The 23,345-nt window shown below is 71.1% G+C and carries 25 protein-coding genes; 7 read left to right on the top strand and 18 right to left on the bottom strand.

Annotated features, from left to right (window positions below; genetic code table 11):
- Positions 1-34 precede the first annotated feature (34 nt).
- The 3 genes from AB6V29_RS08875 to AB6V29_RS08885 are packed head-to-tail and all read right to left on the bottom strand — an operon-like array spanning position 35 to position 2,796.
- Positions 35-931: an alpha/beta hydrolase fold domain-containing protein gene (locus AB6V29_RS08875; protein ID WP_369358090.1), complete on the bottom strand. Its 897-nt coding sequence runs from the start codon at positions 929-931 to the stop codon at positions 35-37.
- Positions 932-934: 3 nt separating this feature from the next.
- Positions 935-1,378, bottom strand: a complete 444-nt coding sequence (locus AB6V29_RS08880) for a hypothetical protein (RefSeq protein ID WP_103206916.1) — start codon at positions 1,376-1,378, stop codon at positions 935-937.
- Positions 1,375-2,796, bottom strand: coding sequence for a flavin monoamine oxidase family protein (locus tag AB6V29_RS08885; RefSeq protein WP_369358092.1), 1,422 nt, complete (start codon positions 2,794-2,796; stop codon positions 1,375-1,377). Before AB6V29_RS08885 ends, AB6V29_RS08880 begins: the two co-directional genes overlap by 4 nt.
- A gap of 56 nt (positions 2,797-2,852) precedes the next feature.
- Here AB6V29_RS08885 and AB6V29_RS08890 point away from each other — a divergent pair, with 56 nt between their 5' ends.
- The 3 genes from AB6V29_RS08890 (at position 2,853) to AB6V29_RS08900 (ending at position 5,976) form a co-directional block, all read left to right on the top strand.
- On the top strand, positions 2,853-3,488 hold the full coding sequence (locus AB6V29_RS08890) for a TetR/AcrR family transcriptional regulator (RefSeq protein ID WP_218026333.1): 636 nt from the start codon (positions 2,853-2,855) through the stop codon (positions 3,486-3,488).
- 143 nt (positions 3,489-3,631) lie between these two features.
- On the top strand, positions 3,632-4,702 hold the full coding sequence (locus AB6V29_RS08895) for an alpha/beta hydrolase (protein ID WP_369358093.1): 1,071 nt from the start codon (positions 3,632-3,634) through the stop codon (positions 4,700-4,702).
- Complete coding sequence (locus AB6V29_RS08900; RefSeq protein WP_103207120.1) at positions 4,699-5,976, top strand: MFS transporter; 1,278 nt, start codon at positions 4,699-4,701, stop codon at positions 5,974-5,976. Before AB6V29_RS08895 ends, AB6V29_RS08900 begins: the two co-directional genes overlap by 4 nt.
- A gap of 45 nt (positions 5,977-6,021) precedes the next feature.
- Here the strand turns inward: AB6V29_RS08900 and AB6V29_RS08905 are convergent, their stop codons facing one another.
- The 8 genes from AB6V29_RS08905 to AB6V29_RS08940 form a co-directional block, all read right to left on the bottom strand.
- Positions 6,022-7,488 carry an aldehyde dehydrogenase family protein gene (locus tag AB6V29_RS08905; RefSeq protein ID WP_369358094.1) on the bottom strand — a complete coding sequence of 489 codons (1,467 nt, stop codon included), beginning with the start codon at positions 7,486-7,488 and terminating at the stop codon, positions 6,022-6,024.
- A gap of 1 nt (position 7,489) precedes the next feature.
- The gene (locus AB6V29_RS08910) at positions 7,490-8,110 is read right to left on the bottom strand and encodes a class II aldolase/adducin family protein (protein WP_279365412.1); all 621 of its coding nucleotides are present in this window, start codon (positions 8,108-8,110) and stop codon (positions 7,490-7,492) included.
- Between the two features lie 23 nt (positions 8,111-8,133).
- Positions 8,134-9,063 (bottom strand): carbohydrate kinase family protein, encoded by a 930-nt coding sequence (locus tag AB6V29_RS08915; protein WP_369358096.1) that lies wholly within the window; start codon positions 9,061-9,063, stop codon positions 8,134-8,136.
- 90 nt (positions 9,064-9,153) lie between these two features.
- Positions 9,154-9,519 (bottom strand): CrcB family protein, encoded by a 366-nt coding sequence (locus AB6V29_RS08920; RefSeq protein ID WP_074696312.1) that lies wholly within the window; start codon positions 9,517-9,519, stop codon positions 9,154-9,156.
- Positions 9,520-9,566: 47 nt separating this feature from the next.
- The gene (locus AB6V29_RS08925) at positions 9,567-10,622 is read right to left on the bottom strand and encodes a hypothetical protein (RefSeq protein ID WP_369358097.1); all 1,056 of its coding nucleotides are present in this window, start codon (positions 10,620-10,622) and stop codon (positions 9,567-9,569) included.
- Between the two features lie 86 nt (positions 10,623-10,708).
- Entirely contained in the window at positions 10,709-12,055 is a 1,347-nt protein-coding gene (locus AB6V29_RS08930) for an ABC transporter substrate-binding protein (protein WP_369358098.1), read from the bottom strand.
- 26 nt (positions 12,056-12,081) lie between these two features.
- Positions 12,082-12,906 (bottom strand): carbohydrate ABC transporter permease, encoded by an 825-nt coding sequence (locus tag AB6V29_RS08935; RefSeq protein ID WP_369358100.1) that lies wholly within the window; start codon positions 12,904-12,906, stop codon positions 12,082-12,084.
- 11 nt (positions 12,907-12,917) lie between these two features.
- Positions 12,918-13,862 carry a carbohydrate ABC transporter permease gene (locus tag AB6V29_RS08940; RefSeq protein ID WP_369358101.1) on the bottom strand — a complete coding sequence of 315 codons (945 nt, stop codon included), beginning with the start codon at positions 13,860-13,862 and terminating at the stop codon, positions 12,918-12,920.
- Between the two features lie 160 nt (positions 13,863-14,022).
- Here AB6V29_RS08940 and AB6V29_RS08945 point away from each other — a divergent pair, with 160 nt between their 5' ends.
- The gene (locus tag AB6V29_RS08945; protein WP_369358103.1) at positions 14,023-14,859 is read left to right on the top strand and encodes an inositol monophosphatase; all 837 of its coding nucleotides are present in this window, start codon (positions 14,023-14,025) and stop codon (positions 14,857-14,859) included.
- Between the two features lie 49 nt (positions 14,860-14,908).
- On the opposite strand, the gene AB6V29_RS08950 is transcribed toward AB6V29_RS08945, so the two are convergent.
- From AB6V29_RS08950 to AB6V29_RS08965, 4 genes are all read right to left on the bottom strand, one after another.
- On the bottom strand, positions 14,909-15,565 hold the full coding sequence (locus tag AB6V29_RS08950) for a heme utilization protein (protein WP_369358105.1): 657 nt from the start codon (positions 15,563-15,565) through the stop codon (positions 14,909-14,911).
- 105 nt (positions 15,566-15,670) lie between these two features.
- The gene (locus AB6V29_RS08955) at positions 15,671-16,741 is read right to left on the bottom strand and encodes a LacI family DNA-binding transcriptional regulator (RefSeq protein WP_369358106.1); all 1,071 of its coding nucleotides are present in this window, start codon (positions 16,739-16,741) and stop codon (positions 15,671-15,673) included.
- 56 nt (positions 16,742-16,797) lie between these two features.
- Positions 16,798-17,763, bottom strand: a complete 966-nt coding sequence (locus AB6V29_RS08960; RefSeq protein ID WP_369358108.1) for a DNA topoisomerase IB — start codon at positions 17,761-17,763, stop codon at positions 16,798-16,800.
- Between the two features lie 4 nt (positions 17,764-17,767).
- Positions 17,768-18,037: a Rho termination factor N-terminal domain-containing protein gene (locus AB6V29_RS08965; RefSeq protein ID WP_267789200.1), complete on the bottom strand. Its 270-nt coding sequence runs from the start codon at positions 18,035-18,037 to the stop codon at positions 17,768-17,770.
- 164 nt (positions 18,038-18,201) lie between these two features.
- On the opposite strand from AB6V29_RS08965, the gene AB6V29_RS08970 reads away from it, so the two are divergent.
- Together AB6V29_RS08970 and AB6V29_RS08975 are read left to right on the top strand one after the other, a co-directional pair.
- Positions 18,202-19,047 (top strand): DUF4097 family beta strand repeat-containing protein, encoded by an 846-nt coding sequence (locus tag AB6V29_RS08970; RefSeq protein ID WP_056225796.1) that lies wholly within the window; start codon positions 18,202-18,204, stop codon positions 19,045-19,047.
- Positions 19,047-19,652 (top strand): PadR family transcriptional regulator, encoded by a 606-nt coding sequence (locus AB6V29_RS08975; RefSeq protein WP_369358110.1) that lies wholly within the window; start codon positions 19,047-19,049, stop codon positions 19,650-19,652. Before AB6V29_RS08970 ends, AB6V29_RS08975 begins: the two co-directional genes overlap by 1 nt.
- A 4-nt stretch (positions 19,653-19,656) precedes the next feature.
- On the opposite strand, the gene AB6V29_RS08980 is transcribed toward AB6V29_RS08975, so the two are convergent.
- Positions 19,657-20,172 (bottom strand): universal stress protein, encoded by a 516-nt coding sequence (locus AB6V29_RS08980; RefSeq protein ID WP_267789194.1) that lies wholly within the window; start codon positions 20,170-20,172, stop codon positions 19,657-19,659.
- A gap of 163 nt (positions 20,173-20,335) precedes the next feature.
- On the opposite strand from AB6V29_RS08980, the gene AB6V29_RS08985 reads away from it, so the two are divergent.
- A complete protein-coding gene (locus tag AB6V29_RS08985; protein WP_056225789.1) occupies positions 20,336-20,518 on the top strand; it encodes a DUF3073 domain-containing protein in 183 nt (60 codons plus the stop codon).
- Between the two features lie 131 nt (positions 20,519-20,649).
- Here the strand turns inward: AB6V29_RS08985 and AB6V29_RS08990 are convergent, their stop codons facing one another.
- Together AB6V29_RS08990 and purF are read right to left on the bottom strand one after the other, a co-directional pair.
- A complete protein-coding gene (locus AB6V29_RS08990) occupies positions 20,650-21,867 on the bottom strand; it encodes a CynX/NimT family MFS transporter (protein ID WP_369358112.1) in 1,218 nt (405 codons plus the stop codon).
- Complete coding sequence (gene purF / locus AB6V29_RS08995; RefSeq protein WP_267789190.1) at positions 21,864-23,339, bottom strand: amidophosphoribosyltransferase; 1,476 nt, start codon at positions 23,337-23,339, stop codon at positions 21,864-21,866. Before purF ends, AB6V29_RS08990 begins: the two co-directional genes overlap by 4 nt.
- Between the last annotated feature and the right edge of the window lie 6 nt (positions 23,340-23,345).

Raw genomic sequence — 23,345 nt, forward strand, 5'->3', positions numbered from 1 at the left:
CGCGCCCTCGGCAGATTGTTGCACATATGTCCCGTTATGTCATCGATCGCTCGGGATCGCGCGAGAGAGCGCCCACGAGCGCGTAGGCCGCGCGCGCCTCGGGCGTCCAGAACGCCCCGACGTAGACGTGGAACCCCGCCGGAGCGGTCTCCAGACGCACCGACGCCCGCTCGGCGCGCGCCCGTCGGGCGAAGGCGACGGCGTCGTCGAAGAAGATGTCGCGACCCCCCTGGAACACGAGCGTCGGCGGCAGCCCGGCGAGCTCCATCCGCGCGGGATTGAGCAGCGGGTCGTCGAGCCCCCGATCGCCCACCCACGCCTCCGCGCCGGCTCGAAGACCGGGAACGCGTAGCGAGGGATCCCGCGGCACCCGACGCGCGATCCCCGGGTCGGTGAGAGCGAGATCGAGCCACGGCGAGAACAGCACGAGCGCGTCCGGTCGACGCGCGGCGCGCAGGGCGAGCCCCACCGCCACGGCCCCTCCGGCCGAGTCGCCCGCCACGAGGAGGCGGGAGGTCCCCGCCCGTGCGGCAAGACGTTCGTACTGCGCGTCGATCACGGCGAGGGTGTCGTCGGCCCGATGCTCGGGCGCCAGGGGGTAGCAGACCACCGTGATCGCCGCCCCGGTCGCCCGCGCGAGACGCTCGACGATCCACCAGTGCTCGGCGACGAGGGGATTCACCAGTCCCCCACCGGGCAGGTACATCAGCTCGAGGCCCGCGGTGCGCGCCGCCGGCTCGTAGCGGTAGACGGGCAGCCCGCCCTCACGCGAGACGACGACACGGCCCGAGCGTCGCAGGCGCGCCGGCGGATCGGCCGGACGGCGGCCCGGGTCGAGCGTCTCGAGGTAGTCGTCACGAGCCAGCGCGAGGCGGATCGGCCGCGCGCTCACCCACATCGCCGCGGTCGTGAGCGTCATCGACAGCGACACCGACTACTCCCCGCGCGCGTCGGCGGCCATGTCGGCGAGCGCGTTCGTCGTCACCAAGCGGACGACAGCCGGCAGGCCCGCGGCGATCTTGCGCCCCACGAGGGGGCCGAACACCAGCGCGAGAGGACCGGAGATCTCGACGGCGTGCGTCACCGACAGCCCGTTCGGCGTCTGGCGCATGCGGTGCGGGAACGACAGCACCGCCCCCGGCAAGCCGATCCGGAAGTTCATCGCGACCCCCGGCTGCAGCTCGGTGAAGGTGAAGCGCTGCGCGGGGGTTCCGTGGTTGACCACGCGGCCCGATGCACCGACGCGCGGGGGCACGGGGAAGGTGGCCTCGCGCAGATCGGGATCGTCGACGGCCCAGTCCTCGGGCGTGGTCCACCTCTTCCACACCGCGTCGGCGGTGGCGGTGGTGAGGTGCGTGTACTCGCGGCGCCAGGTCATCGGGCGACTCCCGTCTGTTCGTGGTCGGTCGAGAAGGAGCTCAGGATGCCGCGGGCCTGGAGCGCCGCGCGCTCACCGGCGCGGACGGCGCCGTCCATGAATCCCGTCCAGCGATCGGCGGTCTCGGTCCCGGCCCAGAGGATCGACCCGACGGGGGCGGCCAGGGCACCGGCGTAGGGCACGACCGCTCCCGGCCCCGGGGCGGCCGTGGGGCCGCCGCCGACCCAGGGCTCGGCGCCCCAGCGCTGGTCGATAAAGCCGATGGCATCCAGTGCCCGGGGGCCGAACAGGTCGGCGAAGGACGACAGCGCCCGCGCTCTGCGCTCGGCGGGTGCCAGCTCGTCCCACTCACGGGCGTAGACCCCGCCGATGAAGCCGAGGAGCACGCCGGGGGCGCCGGCGTGAGCGGGACCGGCGTCGAAGGTGATGAAGACCGGGCCGGTGTCGGAGAGCCCCTGCCCCGACAGGTCGTGGTCGCGCCAGAACGGCCGCTCGTACACGGCGTAGGCCTTCGACAGCACCCCCGCCGGCCATCGCTGGGCCATCTGGGCGTGAGAGGGGGGAAGGGCCGGCGCGAAGTCGATCCTGCCGCGCAGCGCCGGTGGCACGGCGACGACGACGGTGCGAGCGGTCACCGTCTCGTCGGCCGTCGACACGCGCACCCCCTGGGCGGCGGTCTCGATGCGCCGCACCGGAGCGCTCACCCGCAGGGCAGCCCCGAGCGCGTCGGCGAGACGCTCGGCGATCGCGTGCGAGCCCTCGACGAAGTGCTCCTCTTGCGCGCCTCCCTCGGTGTCGAGCATCGACGACAGTCCACCCGCCTGGTGGATGTAGTGCAGAGCGTGCAGGAACGAGATCTCGTCGGGCTCGCACCCCCACGTCGTCCGGCCGGCGATCGCGATGAGCTCTCGCGCCGCGGGAGAAGCGTGCGAGCGGCGCAGCCACGAGCCGAGGCTCTCGGCATCCAGGTTCGCGGCCTGCGGGGCTGCGGCGGGGTTCCCCCGGGGGACGGTGCGCGCCAGGCGGTCGAGAGTGAGCTGGATCCGTCCCACGTCGAGCAGGCTCGCGCCGACCGGAGGCACCGTGCCCCGGTAGCGCCGATGCTCGCCGCGCCACCGGATGACGTTGCGACCCGCGGCGTAGGTCCGATAGCGCGAGACGCCCACTTCGTCGGCGAGAGCCAGGATGCGATCCTGGCCGGGGCCGACGAACGTCCCGCCGAGGTCGACGTGCACCCCCGCCACCTCCGCCGACGACACGCGTCCGCCCACGCGGGGCGCCGCTTCGAACACCGCCACCGTCGCGCCGAACTGGCGAAGCCGGTGAGCGGCGGTCAGGCCCGAGAGACCTGCGCCGACCACGACCACGTCGACGTCGGGGGCCGGGGCCCGGTCCGCAGAGGGCGGGGAGGCGGTCATAGGCTTACTCCGTTCCGAAGGCGACACCGACCACCCCGGTCGGCGAGGAGGACAGCGTGAGCGAGACGACGAGCCGGCCGATGCGGGCGCGCGGTCGCGCGCGTCGCGAGCTGCTGTTGGACGCCACGATCGCGATCATCGCCGAGGGGGGCATCGCGGCCGTCACGCACAGGTCGGTGGCCGCCGCGGCGGGGGTGCCGCACTCGTCGACGACGTACTTCTTCGACTCGCTCGACGACATGATCGGCGAGGCCGTCGCGCACGCGATGGCGGCCGAGCTCGAGCGGCTCGAGCAGTTCCGCTCCGTCCTCGTCTCGGGCGCGAACAGCCCCGGGGCGGCGATCGACGAGTTCGTCGAGATCGTGCGCAGCCAATCGCAGGACCACACGGTCGCGCAGTTCGAGATCTACCTCTTCGCCTCGCGTCATCCGGCCCTGCGTGTTCACGTCGAGAAGATCCTCGACGAGACGCGGGCGCTCGCGGCGGCCGTGCTGCAGACGAACGGCGTGACCGATCCGCACGCCGCCGCTGCGGTCGTCGCCTTGATCGACGGTTTCGCCCTGCATCGCATCGCCCGTTCCGAGGAGGTCCAGTTTCAGTCGCTGGCGCACGCCCTGCGTGCCGCCATCGTGGGGTTCGTGACCCTCGCCGCGACCTCTTCGCTGGGCGAGGGGGATCACTCCCCCGCTTAGTTGGCACAAACGTACAGGTTTCTTGCGCCCGTCGCCTCCACGCCGAGTCGAATTCACATCTTTGTCACACAAAACGGTACGTGTGTGCAATAAAGTGACCCGATAGTCGATCCCATTGCCGTGATCGACAGAAGGGTTCCGCGATGCTCCGTCCCCGTCCCCAGGACCACCTGCTCCGCTGGGGCGCGCGCGCCCTCGGGTCGCTTCCGCCCGCGGCCCTCCGCGCGGTGAACGGCCGCCCCGTCGTGATCGACGGCAACACCCTGCACCCCGCCGTGCAGACGTCTCTGCGCGTGATGAATGACGCGCCCGGCGCACACTTCGAGCGGCTCCCCCTCGACGAGGCCCGCGCGCACATCGAGATCGAGGCGTGGACGTTCGCCGGGACGACGAAGCTCGCGCAGAGGGACGACGTCGAGATCCCAACCCGTGCCGGGCGGGTTCCGGGACGCGTATACCGCGCCGACCTCGATCGCGCGGCATCCGGGATCATCGTGTACTTCCACGGCGGCGGCTGGGTGCTCGGATCGGTCGACAGCGCGGATGCCACGTGCCGCACCCTCGCGAAGACCTCGGGCATGACGGTGGTGTCGGTCGGCTACCGGCTGGCCCCCGAAGCGCCGTTCCCGGCGGGGCTCCACGACAGCGTCGACGCCTTCCGGTGGGTCCGCGACAACGCCTCGCGGTTCGGCGGGACCGCTGACGCGGTCGGTGTCGGCGGCGAGAGCGCGGGCGGCAACCTCTCGGCGGTCGTGGCGTCGGTCACGCGCGACGATGCCGAGGGCGCACCGGCGTTCCAGATCCTGTTCTGTCCCGTCACCGACCTCTCGCGCAAGCACCGCTCGTACGCGCTGTTCGCCGACGGCTTCTTCCTCACGGAGGCGCAAATGGACTGGTACGCCGCGCACTACCTGAGCGGCGGCGGAAGCGCCGATGATCCGCTGGTATCGCCCCTGCGGGCCGAGGACCTCTCGGGCCTGGCCCCGGCGTACGTCGCGGTGTCGGGTTTCGACGTGCTCCGCGACGAGGGCGTCGCCTACGCCGAGCGTCTCGAGGCCGCCGGCGTCGCCACGCACCTCGTGACCCACACCGGCCAGATCCACGGGTTCTTCAACGCCTGCGGAGCGCTGCGCGACGCGCGCGACGCCGTGGCGGATGCCGGCCGGTGGGCCGTGACGACGCTCGCGGCGACGCGGACGGGCGGCATCCGGTGACCGCTGACGCGACGCCCGCCACCCTCACCGCCTACGCCGAACCCACCCGCCCCGTTCGTGCGGGCTGGATCGCGGCCTTCGCCGGGGTGTGGCTCGGACTGTGGATGGCGCAGCTCGTTCCGGTGCAGGTGCTGCTGCCCCTGCAGATCGCCGCGCAGCACGCCTCGGACGACTGGCTCGTCTCGCTCCTCACCTACGGCCTGGTCAGCGCCGTGGCGGGGACGTTCGTGGTCATCGCCTACCCGATCGTCGGTGCGCTGAGCGACCGGACCCGGTCTCGGTTCGGACGCCGTCGCCCCTGGATCCTCGGCGGTGTCGTGCTCGCGGCCGTCGGTCTCGCGCTGCTCGGCGTCCAGACCGAGTCGCTCGGCACGGTGACGATGTGGACCGCGGTGATGATGGGCTTCTGCATGGCCTCCGCCGCCCTCACCGCCGTCATGGCCGACCGCGTGCCCGCGGGGCAGCGGGGGCTCGTGTCGGGCTGGATCTCAGCACCGAACGCGATCGGCATCCTGCTGGGGATCGTGCTGGTCACCGCGGTGTTCACCACGACGGCTTCGGGCTACCTCGCGCTGGCCGTGTGCTGCGTAGGCCTGGCCGTGCCGTTCCTGCTCGTTCTGCGCGACGTTCCGCTGACGACGTCCGAGGCGGCGCTGCTGGGTCCGCTCACCGTCCGCACGATCCTCTCGTCGATCTGGGTCGACCCCCGGCGTCACCCCGACTTCGCGTGGACCGTCGCGAGCCGTGTGCTCATCAACCTCGGCAACGCGATCGCCACGACGATGCTGCTGTACTTCTTCACCTTCGCGCTGAGGGTGGCCGATCCGACCGGCTTCCTCGTCTTCACGACGGTGATCTACATGGTCGTGACGATCGTGGCATCCGTCGCCCTCGGCAAACTCAGCGACGTGGTTCAGCGCCGTCGCGTGTTCGTCCTCGCCTCGGGGGTCGCTCAAGCCGTCTCGGCCCTGCTCCTCGCCGTCGCCCCGGCCGAGTCGACCGCGGTGATCGGCGCCGTGCTGCTCGGGCTCGGTCAGGGGTGCTTCTTCGCCGTCGACCAGGCCCTGGCCACGCAGGTGCTGCCCTCGGCCGAGACGCGCGGCAAGGACGTCGGGATCATGAATATCGCCCTCGCCGGCCCGCAGGCGTTCGGTCCCCTGCTCGGGGCGGGGGCCGTGGTGCTGTTCGGCGGGTTCTCGGGGCTGTTCCTCGCGAGCGGGCTGGCGGGCCTGCTCGGCTCGGTCATCATCATGCGGGTGCGCTCGGTGCGGTGATCGTCGACGGATGCCGGGAGCCCGCGGCATCCGCGCCGTTCCGGCTCAGCCGTAGAGCAGCCGGATGATGCGCTCGACGAGACGGTCGACCTTCGCGGTGCGCCGCATCGTGGTCAACGTCAGCAGCGGGAAGCGCTGACGGGTCAGCGCCTTCGGGTACGCGAACTCACGCAGACCGTCCGCCCCGTGGATGCGCCCGAACCCGGAATCGCCCACCCCGCCGAAGGGGAGGGCGGGGACCGCGGCGAACGAGATGACCGAGTTGATCGCGATCATGCCTCCGCGCAGGCGCAGGGCGAGCTCGCTCCCCCGCCTCCGAGAGAACACCGAGCCCGACAGTCCGTACCGCACGGCGTTGGCCTTCTCGACGGCCTCGTCCATGGATGCCACGCGGTTGACGACCAGGGTCGGGCCGAAGGTCTCTTCGCGCACGGCGTCCGCCTCCTCGTCGACGTCGGTGAGGAGGACGGGTTGCAGGGTGACCCCGGGCGCCGGGGTCGATCCGACGCGCGCCGTCGCGCCCCGCGCGAGCGCGTCGGCGACGTGCGCCCGGACCACGTCGGCCTGGCGCGGCATGGCGAGCGGACCGAGCGTCGCGGCGTCGTCGGCGCCGGCGCGGAGTTCGCGCGTGCGCTCGGCGACGGCCTCGACGAAGCGGTCGTAGATCTTCGCGTGCGCGTAGACGCGTTCGATGCCGATGCAGGTCTGACCCGCGTTCGAGTACGCACCCCAGACGGCCGCCTCGGCCGCGGCCTCGAGATCGGCGTCCTCGTCGACGAGGAGGGCGTCTTTGCCACCCGCCTCGATCACGACCGGGGTGAGGCTTTCGGCGCACGCGGCCATGACGGCCTTGCCCGTCGCCGTGGATCCGGTGAAGGCCACCTTGTCGACACCCGCGCGGCAGAGGGCGGCGCCGGTGGGCCCGAGACCGGTCACCACGGCGAAGACGTCGGCCGACCCGCCCGCGCGCACGAACGAGCGCTGCAGCCACACGCCCACGCCGGGGGTGTACTCGCTGGGCTTGAACACCACGGCATTGCCCGCGGCGAGCGCGTACGCGATCGAGCCCATGGGCGTGAAGACCGGGTAGTTCCACGGGCCGATGACCCCGACCACGCCGTACGGGGTGTAGCCGACGCTCGCCGACTGGTTGAGCATCAGCACGCCCGCGCCCACGCGACGCCGACGCAGGACCGGGCGCGCGTGGGTCGCCGCCCAGGCCAGGTGGTCGAGGGCGAGCATGATCTCGAGCCGGGCGTCCCCGCGGGGCTTGCCGGTCTCGGCCCGCACCACGGCGATGAGGTCGTCGAGGTGCGCCACGATGTCGCGCCGCCACGCCTGCAGCGCGCGCCGTCGCCCCTCGAAACCGAGGGACCGCCACTCGCGCGCCGCGCGCCGCGCGCGGTCCACCGCCGACACCACCTCGGCGGGGCCCCGCACCGGGAAGGTGTCGACGACGCGCCCATCGAGAGGGCTCAGCGAGTCGAAGGTGTCGGTGGTCACGGCATCCATGTCACGCTCCGTGCTTCTGTCCGTATCCGGTCGAGACCGCGGCGGTGAGCACCGCGGCCTGCTGCTCGGGGCTGAGTTCGGCGGGCACCGCCACCGCTCGCGCGCGCAGGTAGATGTCGCACGCCCACTCGAGCAGGGCGGTGTTCGTCACCGCGTCGGCGAGGTCTCGGCCCGTGGTAACGGCGCCGTGGTGGGCGAGAATCGCGGCATTGGCTGCGGCGAGGGCGTCGCCCGTGGCCGCGGCGAGCTCGGCCGAGCCGAAGACCGAGAAGGGCACCACCTCGATCTCGCCCCCGAGGGCGAGCTGTTGGTAGTGCACGCAGGGCAGTCGGTCCGAGACGAGTGAGAGGGCGATCGCCGCGGGGGCGTGCGTGTGCACGACGGCCCCGACGGCCTCGTCGGCGTAGGCCGCGCGGTGCAGGTCGAGCTCGGAGCTCGGGGCGAGCGCCCCCTCGACGACTCTCTTCTCGCCGTCGACGATCACGACGTCGTCGGCGACCGCCTCGGCGAAGACCACTCCGGTCGCCGTGATCGCGATGCCCCCATCCACGCGCACGCTGACGTTGCCCGCTGTCCCCTTGACCAGGCCCTGCGCGGCGAGAGAACGGCAGGCGTCCGCCACGGCTTCTCGCACACCGCTCGCGATCACAGCACTCCCGCCGAGAGCAGAGCATCGATGGATGCCGCGTCGTACGCGCCGTGATCGGTACCCACGCCGGCGACGACCTGTGCGGCGGTGGCCGATCCGAAGCGCGCGGCGTCCCGCGAGGACCACCCGCGGAGTTTGGCGAAGACGAAGCCGGCCGAGAAGGCGTCTCCGCCGCCGCTGGTGTCGACCGGTTCCGCGGGCACGATGGGGACGAACTCGAGGTCGCCGCCGTCGACCACCACGATGTCGTCGCCGCCGTTGGTGACCGCGACGACCGCTGCTCCCGCCGCGTGCAGGGCGCGGGCGGCGGCGGGCAGGTCGTCGGCGCCGGTCCAGCCGATGGCCTGCTCGGCGTTGGGGAGCACGTAGTCGGTGTGCGCGAGCAGGGGCTCGATGAGCGCGTAGAACGCGGGGTCGCCGCCGATGAGGAAGTCGAGCGACGTCGTCGCTCCGTGCCGACGGGCGTACTCCAGGATCTCGATGACGTTCTCGGGACCGAGCAGCTCGGGCGCTCCGACGTGGACGTGGTCGGCGGCGGCGAGCGCGTCCCAGGGCACGACGTCGGCGGCGAGCGCGTTGGCCCCGACCACGTGGAGCGCCGGTCGCGACCCGTCGGAGCGGATGGGGAGAACGGATGCCGAGGTCGGCAGTTCGTCGGTGCGCAGGTTCGACACGTCGATGCCGGCGTCAACGAGCAGGCCGACCAGCACGCGTCCGGCGACGTCGTCGCCCACGGCCCCGCTCGTGACCACGCGCGCGCCGAGCTTGTTGAGCACGAGCGCGGTGCCGCCGGCGGGTCCCGCTGCGGACATCACGATCTCGTCGACGAGGAGCGAGCCCTGCCCCTCGGGGATCTCATCGACGGGCTGGACGATCGTGTCGAGCACGTGGGCTCCGAGCGTGACGATCGAGGGGGCGGCGTTCATCGTCGAACCTCCGGGTCGGGTGACCGGCGCGGCGGACCCACGACGGTAAGTGGCACATTTGTACCACTTTCTCGCCGGGTTCGACAAGCGTCAGCGCGAAGCCCGCCCACCACGGCCGAGGAGTACGCCGCCCCAGGCCGCCGCCGTCCCGACGACGACCGTTGCCACCCCCCACCAGAGCAGGCCGAGGTCGGCCGACTCGACGGCGAGCGAGCTGTAGGTGGTGAACCCGCCCAGGATGCCGGTCCCGATGAACAGCTGCACGCGCTGCGCACGCGAGGACTCCGGCATCCGTGCTCTCCAGCCGTACAGGATGCCGATCGCGAACGCCCCGACGACGTTGATCAGCGGCACGAGGGCCGGGCCCAGGTCTTCGCCGAGCGCCAGGGTGAGACCGGCGCGTACGGCCGTACCGATCGCGCCGCCGACGGCGACGAGGCCCACATCCCGCCACATGCTCACCGCGCCACCTTACGCCCGCGGCCCGACGCACCTGAGCGGCGTTACCCGATGTCGGCCCACTGCCGCGGCGTCTTGGCCTCGAGCCACGCCACGAGGTCGGGGAAGTCGTCGTACACGCTCATCGCCTCGAACAATCGGCGACCCCGCGCGTCCGCGCCCCGAAGCCGACCGCCCGACAGCAGCGAGAGTTCCGCGATCTCGGATGCCGCGACCACCCGCGACCGGCGGAGTCCCGGGCGGACGACCAGGTGATCGTCGAAGCCGACGATGCGCGCGCGCCCGGCGGACAGCGCCCAGAGGAAGATGATCGCGCCGAGAACACCGAGGGTGCCCAACCACATGGTCACCCCGACAGCGGCGAGCGGACCGCCCTCGATGATCTCCCCGACCGCGAGGACGACGGCGCCCGCCAGGAAGACGAGACCGGTGCCGCGCGCGATCAGATGCTGCGACGGGGCGCGCTCGACGACGAAGAGAGGTCGAGGGACGCCGTCGTCCGCGGGGGGATCGCTCTCGACGGGAAGGGGGTGGGGCGCGAGCGCCGGCCGGTTCTCGATGCGCCGACGGAAGATCAGGTACCCCACCGCGGCGAGCACGCCCACGGCTCCCACGACCGCGAGCCACGCCATGTTCAGCACGAAGGCCGTCGGGATGGACAACAGCGAGTACGTGAAGACCGCCAGGATCGCCGTCTCGCGCTGCCGACGTCTCTTCCACGTCGCTTTCCAGCCGTTCGGAGCCGCGCTCTTCGACATCGTCCGGGCGGTCGCGAGCAGCTGCGGGTCCGCGGCCGCTCGGGCGACCTCTTCGTCGGACCACTCGTCGCGGCGCCATCCGCGTGGACGAGCGGATTCATCCATCGCCGCGCGGAGCAGGTTGCGGAAGGCGTCGTCCTGCCGGAACCCCCGCCGGAGTGCCCCCCGCGATGCGACCGTCGGGCGGAACAGCTCCTGCGCGCCGGGGACCAGCTCGTACAGCGCGCGAGCTTCGGGCGAGAGAAGCCCGTACAGACGCGTGGGGGATTCGCCAGGGTCACCGACGCCGGTCTTCCGGAGGGATCCGCGGGACGCGGCCGAGGGCGAGAGGTCGTCCGTCACGCGTCGATCCTCTCAGCCCGTCGTCGCGAAGGCCCGCGCTCCCGGCCGCCTTGACAGACCGGGAGCGCGGGCGGAGAGCTCCCGACTCAGCCCGCCGCGGTGTTGTAGGCGGCGATCTGCGACGCTGCCTTCGTCTCGGCATCCGACATGGTCGAGGTCACGTCGGCTCCCTCGGCGACCTGGGTGAACGCCCCGATGACGGTCGAGCGCAGCGAGGGGAAAGCACCCGTGCGGCAGCCCGCCGCGGCGTTCGACGCCGGAGTGTTCGCGAGCTGGTCGGCCATCGCCTTCACGTTCGGGTCGGCGAGCGAGGCCGTCCCGGTCGCGGTGGAGGCCGCGCCCGTGTTCGACGCGAGATAACCGGTGGCCTTCGCCCACGCCGCCTGCACCTCGGCCGAGTGCAGGAAGCTCACGAAGGCGTAGGCCGCGCGCTGCTGCGCGTCGGAGTGCCCGTCACCCGAGATCCAGAGCGCGTTGCCGCCGATGACCACGCCCGCGTCGTCGGACTCGGCGGTGGAGGGGAAGGCAGCGACCGTCGAGGCGGTCTTCTTCGGGTCCGCCGTCGTATAGGCGCCGGTCGAGGTGAGCATGATGCCCACCTTGCCGCTCGCGAAGGCCGAGACCATCGCGCTGTTGTCGGTGCCGGGGTTGAGCATCGTGCCGTCCTGGAACAGCGTCTGCAGTCGCTGCATGAAGCCCACCTGCGTCGGCGAGGTGAGCTGCAGTCCGGTGACGCGGTCGGAGCCGCGACCGTTGTCGGGGGTGCAGAAGTCCACCCCGCCGGCCGCCGACATCTGCTCGATCATCCACGAGTCCGACATGTTCATCGTCAGGCCCGAGGCGCCGGTCGCCGCGTGGATCTTCTCGGCCCACGAGGCCACCTCGGCGAGCGTGCGCGGCGGGGAGTCGGGATTCAGCCCCGAGCGCGTCACGAGGTCGCGATCGAGGTACATGACCGGCTGCGACACCGCGAACGGCATGGCGGCGAGTCCGTCCGCGCCGTCGCCGTAGTACGCGCTGACCGCCGGCGGGAAGCTGTCGAGAGAGAACGAGGCGTCGCCCTCGGCAAGGGTCGAGAGGGGGATGGTCTTCTTCGAGTCGACCATGAAGCCCGTCGAGATGTCGTTCATCATCAGGACGTCGGGGGTCGTGCCCGACTGCACGGCGGCGGTGTACTTCGTCTGGGCGTCGGCGTACGACCCCTGGAACGAGGAGTCGACGGTGATCTCGCCGTCGTGCTCGCTGTTGAACTGCGACACGAGGGCGTCGAGCTCGGTCGCCGCCGGTCCGCTCATCTCGTGCCAGAACTGGAGGGTCACGGGGCCGGAGTCGGCTCCGGAGGAGGATCCGGATGCCGTGCACCCGGCGAGGGCGAGGAGGAGGGCGGCTCCCGCGGCGGTCGCCGCGATCGTGGGGCGGGGGCGCAGAGACATGGGCTCGGGTTTCTTTCTGTCGGGTCTTATTTGAGGGCGCCGGCGGTGATCCCGCCGGCGAGGAAGCGCTGCGCGAGCAGCACGAGGAGGAGAACGGGGAGGGTGACCATGGCCGCGCCGGCGAGCACCACGCCGACGTCGGCGGCCTCGGCGCTCGAGAGCTGAGCGATGCCGACCTGGACCGTGCGGTTCTCGGGAGAGTTGGTCACGAGCAACGGCCAGAAGAAGCCGTTCCATGCGGCGGTCGCGCTCACGAGCGTCACCGAGATGAGCGTCGGCTGCACGATCGGCAGCAGCATCGATCGAATGAAGCGGACGTGCCCGGCCCCGTCGAGGAGGGCGGCGTCGCGCAGCTCCCCTGGGAAACTGAGGAACGCCTGCCGGAAGAGGAAGATGCTCAGCGCTGAGGCCAGGAACGGCAAGAACACCGCCGGCAGGGTGTCGATCAGCCGCCACGACGAGATCGTCAGATAGTTCGCGATGAGGATCGTCTCGCCCGGCACCATCATGCTCGACAGGATCAGCAGGAAGAGGGCGCGCGTGCCCCGCAGGCCGCAGAAGACGAGGGCGTAGGCGGTGGCGATGCCGATGGCGACCTGGAAGAACGTCTGCACCAGCGTCACCACGACGCTGTTGACGAACTGGTGGCCGAGCGGGATGACCTGGGTGGCGCGGATCACGTTGTCGAGCGTCAGGTGGATGGGCAGCAGACCCTCGAGACCCTCGTCGAGCCAGGCGGTCGGCGTGAGCGCACCCTCGAAGATGTAATAGAGCGGGAAGCACACGACGATCACCGCGACGACGAGCCAGACGTAGAGCAGGGCGCTCCGCACGCGCGCTCGGGCGGACATCGGCCGCGCCATCAGTAGTTCACCCGCTTCTCGAGAACGCCGAACTGCACGAGCGAGAGGCCGAGTACGAGCAGGAACAGCACCACTCCCACCGCCGCGGCGATGCCGAAGTTGGCGCTCCCCGCCCCGAACGCCGCCTGATAGATGGTGTAGACCAGCGTCGTGGTCGAATTCGACGGGCCTCCGCCGGTGAGGATCTGAATCTGCCCGAAGGTGGTCAACGCCTCGACGGCACCGGTCACCACGATGAAGAACAGCGTCGGCGTGATCAGCGGCAGCGAGATCGACCACAGCGTGCGGAGCGGACCCGCCCCGTCGAGATGCGCCGCCTCGATCACGTCGGGATCGATCGCGCCGAACGCCCCGAGCAGCAGCAGCACCGTGAATCCGAGCGATCCCCACACGGTGACGGCGATCACGCTCGGCATGGCCCACGGGGTACTGGTCAGCCACGGCACCGGTGTTCCCCCGAAGCGCGTGATCACGGAGTTGACCAGCCCGCCGGCCGGAGCGAGCATCGCGGCGAAGGCGACGGAGGCCACCGAGACAGAGGCCACGAGGGGCGAGGTCAGCAGGGCGCGGAAGACGCGGATGCCGCGGAGCTTCGCCGTCAGAGGGATGACGATGAGCAGCCCGACGACGATGCGACCGACCACGACCGCGACGCAGAACACAGCCGTGCGCCAGAGCGTGTCGGCGAACTGCGGGTCGGTGAAGATCGTCGCGAAGTTCTTCGTTCCCACGAACCCGGCGGCCTGGCCGAAGATGTCGGTTCCCTGGGTGCTGAGCCAGACGACCCGGCCGAGGGGGAAGAAGACGAAGACGGCGAAGACCGCGAGCGCCGGAACCATCAGAGCGGCACCCACGCGTCGGTCGGCGCGCCGCCAGGCCAGGGTCGAAGCCGGCCGACGACGGTCGGCGAGCGTCGGCCGGCGGTCGAGTGTCGAGAGCGACATCGGCTACCTTTCCGTCATAGGGAACGTTCCCTTTTCTGATGACGGATTCACTCTGCGACACCGCGAGAGACGAGGTCAAGGCGACCGGCGAGCGGTCGCCGAGCGTTCACGCGGCGTTCACGAGCACCTGAATCAATCCCCCTGACCCCCGAGGAGAACCATGACCACGCACCCCTCCCCCTCCCCCGACGACCTTCGCGCCCTGGCCGAGAGGGCCGCGAGATCCGCCGCGCCGGCACTGCTCGCCGCGTTCCGCTCCGACATGAGCGTGTCGTTCAAGCGCGACGTGCACGACGTCGTGACGATCCACGACAGAACGGCCGAGGCCACCATCGCCGGGATCCTCCAGGACGGCGCACCCGGCTCGGTGATCCTGGGCGAAGAGACCGGCAGCTCGGGCGACGCACCCCTGCGATGGATCATCGACCCGATCGACGGCACCGCCAACTTCGCGCGCGGTCTCGCCTACTGGTGCATCTCGATCGCCGCCGAGCTCGACGGAGAGGTCGTCGCGGGAGTCGTGTTCGACCCCGTCGCCGACAACATGTTCTCCGCGGGCGCCGAGCTCGCCCACCTGAACGGTGCGCCGATGCGATCGGCATCCGGCCCCGCCGAGCTCTCGACCCTGCTCACCAGCTTCCCCGGGCAGCACGACGTCGACCTGCTCGGCGAGGGCGCCTTCGACCTGCTCGCCGAGATCACGCGCACGTACCAGCATCACCACAGCACCGGCAGCGGGGCCCTGAACCTCGCTCACGTCGCAGCCGGGTGGGCGGACGCCACGATGGGCTTCGACACCCACCCCTGGGACGTCGCCGCCGGAGCCCACATCCTGGAGCGGGCCGGTGGCACGTACACGGGCTTCCGCTCCGGCGTCGAGGTCGCTCGCGCCCGGGAGAGCCTCGACTACGTCGCCGAGGGCGCGGGCGGAGAGCACGGAGTGCTCATCCGGCACCTGCGTTCCCTGTCCGGGCAGTGGATGCCGGCCGGGCGGTGAGAGAGACCGGATGCCGCGACCGTGCGGCATCCGGACTCTTCGGATCGGGCTACGCGCCGACGAGATTCCAGGTGCGCACGTGCTCCCACGTCATCGTCTGCCACCAGCGTCCCGACCAGTCGGGACTCGAGGTGCGGTACATCACGACCGTGCGCCCCGAGAAGCCACCGGGGACGGGGACGTCGAGTTCGCGGATGAACTCCCCCACCTCTTCGTACAGATCGGGGCGCACGTACAGGTCGTGCGAGGCGAGCGAGAGATGCCCGCGGTAGAGCTCCGGGACGAAGTCGTTGGGCAGGGGGTTGTTCATCGGCGAGCGGAACGGGGCGACCGTCGCCTCGATGTCGCGAGCCAGGCTCACCAGGTCGTCGTTGACCGAGCCGTCGGGGTTCTCGCTCACGTCGTAGACGTAGCCCCGGCCCTGCGCCCGGACGCCGGCATTGTGCACGGGGAAGGCAGAGCGCCGCTCGAGCAGGCCGGTCAGCGCGGCGACAACCGCGGGCTCGGAGAACCCGAACGGCTGACTGCCCACGAGGGTGGCGTGCGGGGGGAACGCGCCCGCGGAGAGCAGGCCGTACTGCGCGCGGAGTTGGTCGGTCACCGTGGTCACCGCGCGACAGGTCTTCGCGTCGGGACGCAGGTAGATGCCGTAGCGGAAGGGGTCGCTGTCGTCTCGGGGCAGCTTGTGGGCGATGTGGTCGTTCATGCGGTCTCTCCGTGATGCCGATAGGGAACGTTCCCTATTGTGCGCCAAACGCCCGCGGCCCCGTCGACGCCGCGGCATCCGGCGGGTGAACGGTCGGTGACGACGTCAGCGGGCGGCGGCCGTGCGCCCCGGGATCAGCTCTCCGTCGATCGCGTGGTGCGTCACCGTGGTGGCGAGTCCATCGATCTGATCGACGACCGCGTCGACCGACAGTCGGCCGATCGTCCGCAGCGGTTGACGCCACGACGTCAGGCCCAGCAGCGAGGTCATGAACGGCGTGACGCCGTCGTAACCCGTCACCGACATCTCGGAGGGAACGGCGACCCCGCGCACGCGCAGCGCCTCGAGGGCCGCCACCGCCCAGGCGTCGCTCGGCGCCATGAAGGCGGTCACCCCGCCGGCCGCGAGCACCGCCGCGACGATCGCGTCGGCGCCGTCGAAGCCCGGCCCGGCATCGTCGCCGCTGAAGGTGACGACGTCGATGCCCCGCTCGCGCAGGCGCTCCGCCATCGCGTGCGTGCGCCTCGACTGAGTGATCGACGAGACCGGGGTGAACGTCATCACCGCGACCCGGCGATGGCCGAGGTCGGCCACGTGGTCGGCGAGGGCACGACCACCCCCCACCTCGTCGCAGTACACGCTGCTGATCGTCGGGTCCTCTTCCGGGCGCCCCGCGACGACGGCGGGAATGCGCCGCGCGAAGGGCGTGATGTCCTCGACGGGGAGGGCGCCACTGCAGACGATCAGCCCCTCCACCCGCAGCGCCACGAGGGTCTCCAGAGCGCGGCGCTCGTCGTCGACCGAAAAGGATCCGGCCCCGGTCGCGGTGACGACCCGGTACCCGCGAGCCGCCGCCTGCTCTTGGAACGCGGTCAGCAGATGACCGTAGAACGGTGTCGACGCGTCGCGGACGAAGACGCCGAGGGTGTGGCTGCGGTGGGCCGACATTCCCCGCGCGTGCGCGTTGGCGACGTACCCGAGGTCCGTCGCCGCTCTCCGGACCCGGTCGACGGTCTGCGCGGCGACCCCGGACGCACCCGAGAGCGCCCGCGAGACCACCGACTTCGACACCCCCGCGGCCGCAGCCACATCGTGGATGGTGGGGACGGACCCCGTCGGGCGGGGCGCGGCCCCACGGACCGATCGGTGACGGTCGTCGGGGGTCTCGTCTCGCACGCCTTCACGCTATCGGGCGACCGGCCGGATGGACCCGCCGGATGCCGTGAGCCGGGTCACTCCCCCAGGATCAGCCGCCTGATCGCGGCGTCCCTCGAGCCGCCCAGCTCCATCGTGCGACCCCTGCGATAGAGCGAGAACACACGCGGGTCGATGTAGCTCGCCTTCGCCACGGCAGGCGTGTTCCCGAGCGCGTCGGCGGTGGCGCGCACCGCGGCGACCTCGGCCTTCTTGCGCTCGTTCTTCCCGCCCGTCGTGCCCGCGTTCGCGAGCGACTCGGCCGCGAGGATCGTGCCGCGCAGGGTGCGGAAGTCCTTCGCGCTGAACGGGCCACCCGTGAGGGAGCGGACGTACGCGTTCACGTCGCCGGGGGTCAGGGGAACGCGTCGGCGCCCGCGCCTATAGCTCAACAGCGCCGCCCGCGAGCGCCCGAGGGCAAGTTCTTCGACGATGGATGCCAGCTCCGCATCGCGCAGCGAGAGCTCGGCGCGCTTGCCGCTCTTGGCGGGGAACGACAGGCGGATCAGGTCGCCTTCCACCGTGGCATCCCGTCTCTGGAGAGTCGTGAGCCCCCTGCTTCCGTTCGTGACGAAGTATCGGGCGTTGCCCACGCGCGGGGCGACCAGGTCGAGGAAGCGGAACGACACCGCCAGCACCCGCTCGCGGTCGATCTCGGCGCGGCGGAGCGATTGCGTGACGCGGGCGCGCGCTCGGGGCAGGGTCTCGGCGAGCTGCAGGGCACGGGCGAACTTGCCCTTGTCCTGACGCTTCGACCAGTCCGCGTGGTATGTGTACTGCCGCCGCCCGGCCTCATCGGTGCCGACGGCTTGGATGTGCGCATTGGGCTCGCGGGCGATCCACACCTCGCGCCAGGCCGGGGGGATGACCAGCCCGCGCGCGCGTTCGGCCTCGCGTTCGGGCACGGCGGCCCCGGTGTGATCGACGAATCGGAAGCCCGAGCCGGAGCGCACCCGACGGTACCCGGGGTCTTCGTAGGGGCGGACCCGGACGAGACGGGCCATCGCGTCAGTGCGTGCGGAGCATGTCGATGAGCTCCGCCTTCTTCTTGCCCGAGTACCCGGTCAGCCCGAGCTCCTTCGCGCGCTTCTTCAACTCCGCGACCGTGCGGTCCTCGTAGTTCTCGGCGTGGCCGCCCTTCTCTCCGATCGCGCCACGACCTCGAGCGGCGGCGGCGTTGGAGATGCGCGCGGCCTTCTCTTTCGAGTCGCCCTGCTTCCGCAGCTCCTCGTACAGATCGGGGTCCTTCAGGCTGTTCGATCCTCGCCCCTGCGGCATGGCCGTCTCCTTCCGTCGGGAATCCCGACGCTAGGGGCCGGCGCCTCCCGCCGCACTCGGCTTGACAACCCGTACGCGCTCTCTCGTCGAACAGGGTTGACCAACTCGCGATATATCGCGATACTCGGATCAACGCGATATATCGCGAGTGAGGAGAAACAGCCATGGAGAAATGGATCGTCCACCCCGGCGAGACCCGCGTCATCGACGTCGACGCCCTGCGCGAACTCAAGATCGGACTCGTCGGCGGCCAGGTCGACGTGATCGCCCACGACGAACCCGACGCCCGCATCGAGGTGCACGGCGTCACCGTGAAGGACCTGCGCATCGAGATGGTCGACGGCCGCCTCGAGATCAACCACCCCCAGCTGCGGTGGGACAACTTCCTCGAGGTGTTCCGCAACTTCGGAGCCGGCGGCCCGAAGGCCGAGGTCAGCGTCGCGGTGCCTCGCACCGTCGCCCTCACCCTCGGCGTGGTCAGCGCCAGCGCGCTCGTCTCGGGGCTTCACACCGATGTGCGCTTGAACACCGTCTCGGGCGACATCATCGTCGACGGCCTCACGGGCGACGTGGACCTCAACGCCGTCTCGGGCGACGTGCAGGTGCGTGAGCTCGACGGCGCCCTGAGCGCCAACAGCGTCTCGGGCGACGTCGCTGCCACCGGCCGCATCACGAAGGCCTCGATCGACACGGTTTCGGGCGCCATGCTCGTCGACTCGACGGGACCGACGCAGTCCGTCTCGCTCAACTCGGTCAGCGGCACCGCCACGATCCGCCTCGACCGCTCGCTGCCCGCCAACTACGTGTCGCGGTCGGTCAGCGGCCGCGTGCAGATCGACGGCCAGGTGCGCTCCGGCAAGGGTCCGACCAACTTCACCGGGTCGACCGGCGCGCTCGCGGGCCAGTTCGTCGACGTGCGCGCCAACACCGTCTCGGGCGAGATCACGGTCCTGCGCCGCGGCATCTCGGGCCTGCGCCCCGAGGAGCTCGCCGGAGAGGAGGAGTGGTGATGAGCCCCGTCTTCTCGCACGGCGATCTGCGCCTGTACATCCTGAGCCTGCTCGACGAGGCCCCGCGCCACGGCTACGACCTCATGCAGGCCCTCTCCGAGCGCACGGGCGGCACCTACTCGCCCTCCGCCGGCACCATCTACCCCCGACTCTCGAAGCTCGAAGAGGAGGGCCTGGTCACCAAGACCGTCGACGGCCGCAAGACCGTCTACGAGATCACGGATGCCGGTCGCGCCGAGGTCGCCGCGCGCACGGGTGACCTCGAGGGGATCCAGGCCGGCCTCGCCGACAGCGTCCGCCTCATCGCCGACGAGGTGCGCGGCAGTGTGCGCGACGCCATGCGGAGCCTGCGCGCCGACCTGGCCGCCGCCTCGCGCGACGAACGCGAGCAGGCACAGGCGACCCCGGCCGACGACGCGCGATCGCGCAGCCGCGAGCAGCTGTCGCGCGCCGATGCGGCGATCAACGAGTTCCGCGGGCGCGTGCGCTCCGAGCTGCGGGCGCACGTCGCACGCGGCGGGGAGCTCGCGGCATCCGGAGTCGACGACATCGAGTCGGCGCTGGGCCAGGCCTCCGAAGCCGTCGCACGGGCGATGCGCGGCTAGAGCGTCACTCCCACGGCAACTCGTCCTCGGCGCCGACCGATTCTCCCTGCGGGATGACGAGAACCGGTCGGCGCTGCCGGTGGCTCAGGCGCGCGGCGACGGAGCCGGTGAGGAACTCGCGTAAGGACTCACCGAGGCCGCGCTTTCGCGTTCCGACCACGATCAGCGAGGCGTCGTTCTCATCGGCGAGCTGGATCAGCGCCAGCGCCGGGTCTCCGATGAGCTGGCGCACGGTCCAGGTGACGGAGCTGCCGGCCAGCACCTCGGCCGTCATGCGGCGCACCTCGTCGAGGGCGGCTTTGGCCGCAGCCCCGGCGACATCGACGGTGGACGAGTGCACGTAGCCGTCGGGATCCTCGAAGGCCACGAAGCGCGTCGTATCGACGTGGGCGACGACCAGCTCGGCGTGAGCGAGAGCTGCGTAGTGGGCGGCCTCGCGCACGATGCGGGCGGACTGCCCGGGTACGACGCCTGCGATCACCATTCCATTGCCGGTGCTCGCGCGGGGCTGGTCGGTCATGACGGCTCCTCTCGACGACGGCGATGGACCCGGCGGCCGCCGCTCGACGGCTCGGCCGGAATACGCCGTGATATCCTGGCTGTTACTCTTACCGGCTCGGTCCGGAACCGCAATACGCAGGGCCCACAGTCGGCCCTCGACGTCGATCGTGAGGGGGTCTCGCATGGGGCGTGGCCGTCAGAAGGCGAAGAACACCAAGATCGCCCGTGAGCTGAAGTACGACACCTATTCGGTGAACTACTCCGCTCTCGAGCGCGAACTGGGTGCACCCGCTCCGGGTGAAGACGCGTACGTCGACAAGTGGGCCGACCAGTACAGCGACGAATACGACAACGAGAAGGCCTGACACCTTCCCGCGCGTTCTCGTACCGCTCGTACCTCGGTGCCACGGTCGTGTGATCGTCGTACCCGCAGAACACACACGCCGAAGGGCGGCGACCTTCCCGTCGCCGCCCTTCGCTCGTGTCCGTAGGGCCTCTACCAGCTCAGGCCGGTCCGGCGTTCCCACGCCTCCTCGATGCTCTCGCGCCGCACCATGATGATCGCCGCCGGAACAACGAGCAGGAGCGCGACTCCGATGAGCGCGAGCCCCGCCGTCCACCCGCCGGTGAACTCGTGGGTCACCCCGATCGCCAGGGGCATGAGAGCGGCGAAGCCGTACCCCACGCTCTGCACGAAGCCGCTCAACGCGACGGTGGTCTCGTGGGAGCGCGTACGCAGCCCGAACAGCACCAGCGCCAGCGGGAACATCAGCGGCGGGATGCCGATCAACACCACCCACAGCACCGTCGCCGCCGCGGGTGCCACCAGCAGGCCGATGACCCCCGCCAATCCGCCCGCGACGGCGACCACATAGAACGGGGTCGTCCGGCCCAGCCTCGCCACGAGCAGGGGCACCAGCAACGACACCGGCAGCCCCATGAACGAGAAGAGCGCGAGCAGTCCGCCGGCTTCCGCGGCATCCACTCCGGCGACATCGATGAGCAGGGGCGGCATCCACGCGAACATCGCGTAGGCGACCGACGAGTTGACGCCGAAGGTGATCACGAGGGCCCACGTCTGCGGCACCCGCACGATCCGCGACAGCACGGCAGCCCGCGGCTCGTCCAGCGCATCGCGCCGTAACGCCCGGGCGCGCAGACTCAGCGCGATCCACGGGGCGACGGCGGCCAGGGCCACCACGGCCCAGGTCACGAACGAGCCGCGCCACCCCACCGCGTCGGCCAAGGGCACCGCGACCAGCGGCGGCGTGAACGTCGCGACCGCCATCGCCGTGCTGTAGACGGTGGTCATGAGGCCGATGCGCTCGGGGAAGTACTTCTTCACCACCGTGGGGATCAGCACATTCGCCACGCCCACCGCGGCGAACACTCCCGCCGTCGCGCCCAGCAGCGACCACGCGTCGACCGCGGCTGCGCGCAGAGCCAGCATGGCCGCGGCGGTGACTGCGGCGATCAGCACCGAGCGCTCGAGGCCGAGGCGGCGCTCGATCGCCGGGGTGACCATGCCGGCCAGAGCGAACGCCACGGGCGGAGCCATGCCGATCAGCCCCACGACGGCCGCCGGGAGGGAGAACTCCTCGCCGATGCGCGTCAGCAGCGGCGAGAGCGAGGCGACCGCGATCCGCAGCGTCAGTGCGAGCAGCACGACGGCGGTCGCGGTGAGGGCGATGGTTCCCGCGCGACGGCGGGTCAAGACTCCTGGCTGCCCTCGACCCAGGCGAGATACTCGTCCGACACCGTGCCCGTGACGTAACGCCCGTCGAAGCAGCTCATGTCGAGGTCGACCAGGTCGGTGCCCTCCATGATCGCCGCTTTGAGGTCGTCGACCTCCTGGTACACCAGGTAGTCGCAGCCGAGCTCCTGGGCGATCTCGGGGATCGTGCGGCCGTGCGCGACGAGCTCGTGGCGCGAGGGCATGTTGATGCCGTACACGTGGGGGTAGCGCACCGGCGGGGCGGCCGAGGCGAACGTCACGCTCTTGGCCCCGGCATCCCGAGCCATCTGGATGATCTCGCGGCTGGTGGTGCCGCGCACGATCGAGTCGTCGACCAGCAGCACGTTCTTGCCCTGGAACTCCGTCGACATGGCGTTGAGCTTCTGGCGCACGCTCTTCTTGCGCACCGCCTGGCCGGGCATGATGAACGTGCGGCCGACGTAGCGGTTCTTGTAGAAGCCCTCGCGGTACTCGATGCCGAGCTTGCGGGCCACCTGCATCGCCGCGGGACGCGCCGAGTCGGGGATCGGCATGACCACGTCGATGGCCCCCGCGGGGGTGTACTTCGCAACCGTGTCGGCCAGACGCTCGCCCATGCGCAGACGCGTCTCGTAGACCGAGACGCCGTTCATGACCGAGTCGGGGCGGGCGAGGTAGACGTACTCGAACGAGCACGGTGCGAGCACGGTGTTCCGGGCGCACTGCTGCGCGTGGAGCGTGCCGTCGAGGGTGATGAACACGGCCTCGCCGGGCTCGACGTCGCGCACGATCTCGAAGCCGGCGTTCTCGAGCACGAGCGACTCGGACGCCACGATGTACTCGTCGCGCGGCTCACCGCCGGGCACCTGCGCTGCGGGACGCTTGCCGAGGATGAGGGGACGGATGCCGAACGGGTCGCGGAACGCGAGAAGCCCGTAACCGGCGATGAGGGCGATCGAGGCGTACGAGCCCTCGACCCGCTCGTGCACGCGGCCGACCGCGCGGAAGACCTGCGCGGGGTCGAGATCGGGGCCGGTGATCTCGGACTGCAGCTCGGAGCCGAGGATGTTCACGAGCAACTCGGTGTCGCTGCTGGTGTTGAGGTGACGGCGGTCCTTGTGGAAGAGCTCGGTCGTCAGCTCGCGCGTGTTCGTGAGGTTGCCGTTGTGCACGAGCACGATGCCGTAGGGCGCGTTGACGTAGAAGGGCTGCGCCTCTTCTTCGTTCGACGCGGTGCCCTTGGTGGCGTAGCGCACGTGTCCCAGACCGATGTCGCCGAGCAGGGCGCGCATGTCGCGCGTGCGGAAGGCCTCGCGCACCTGTCCGCGGGCCTTGTGGATGTGGAAGACGCCGCTGGACTCGGCCGTGGCCATGCCCGTGGAGTCCTGCCCTCGGTGCTGGAGGAGCAGGAGCGCGTCGTAGATCTCCTGGTTGACCGGGCCCTGCCCGGCCATGCCGACGATGCCGCACATGGGGTG

It is taken from the genome of Microbacterium sp. 20-116, assembly GCF_041079415.1.
GTDB lineage: Bacteria > Actinomycetota > Actinomycetes > Actinomycetales > Microbacteriaceae > Microbacterium.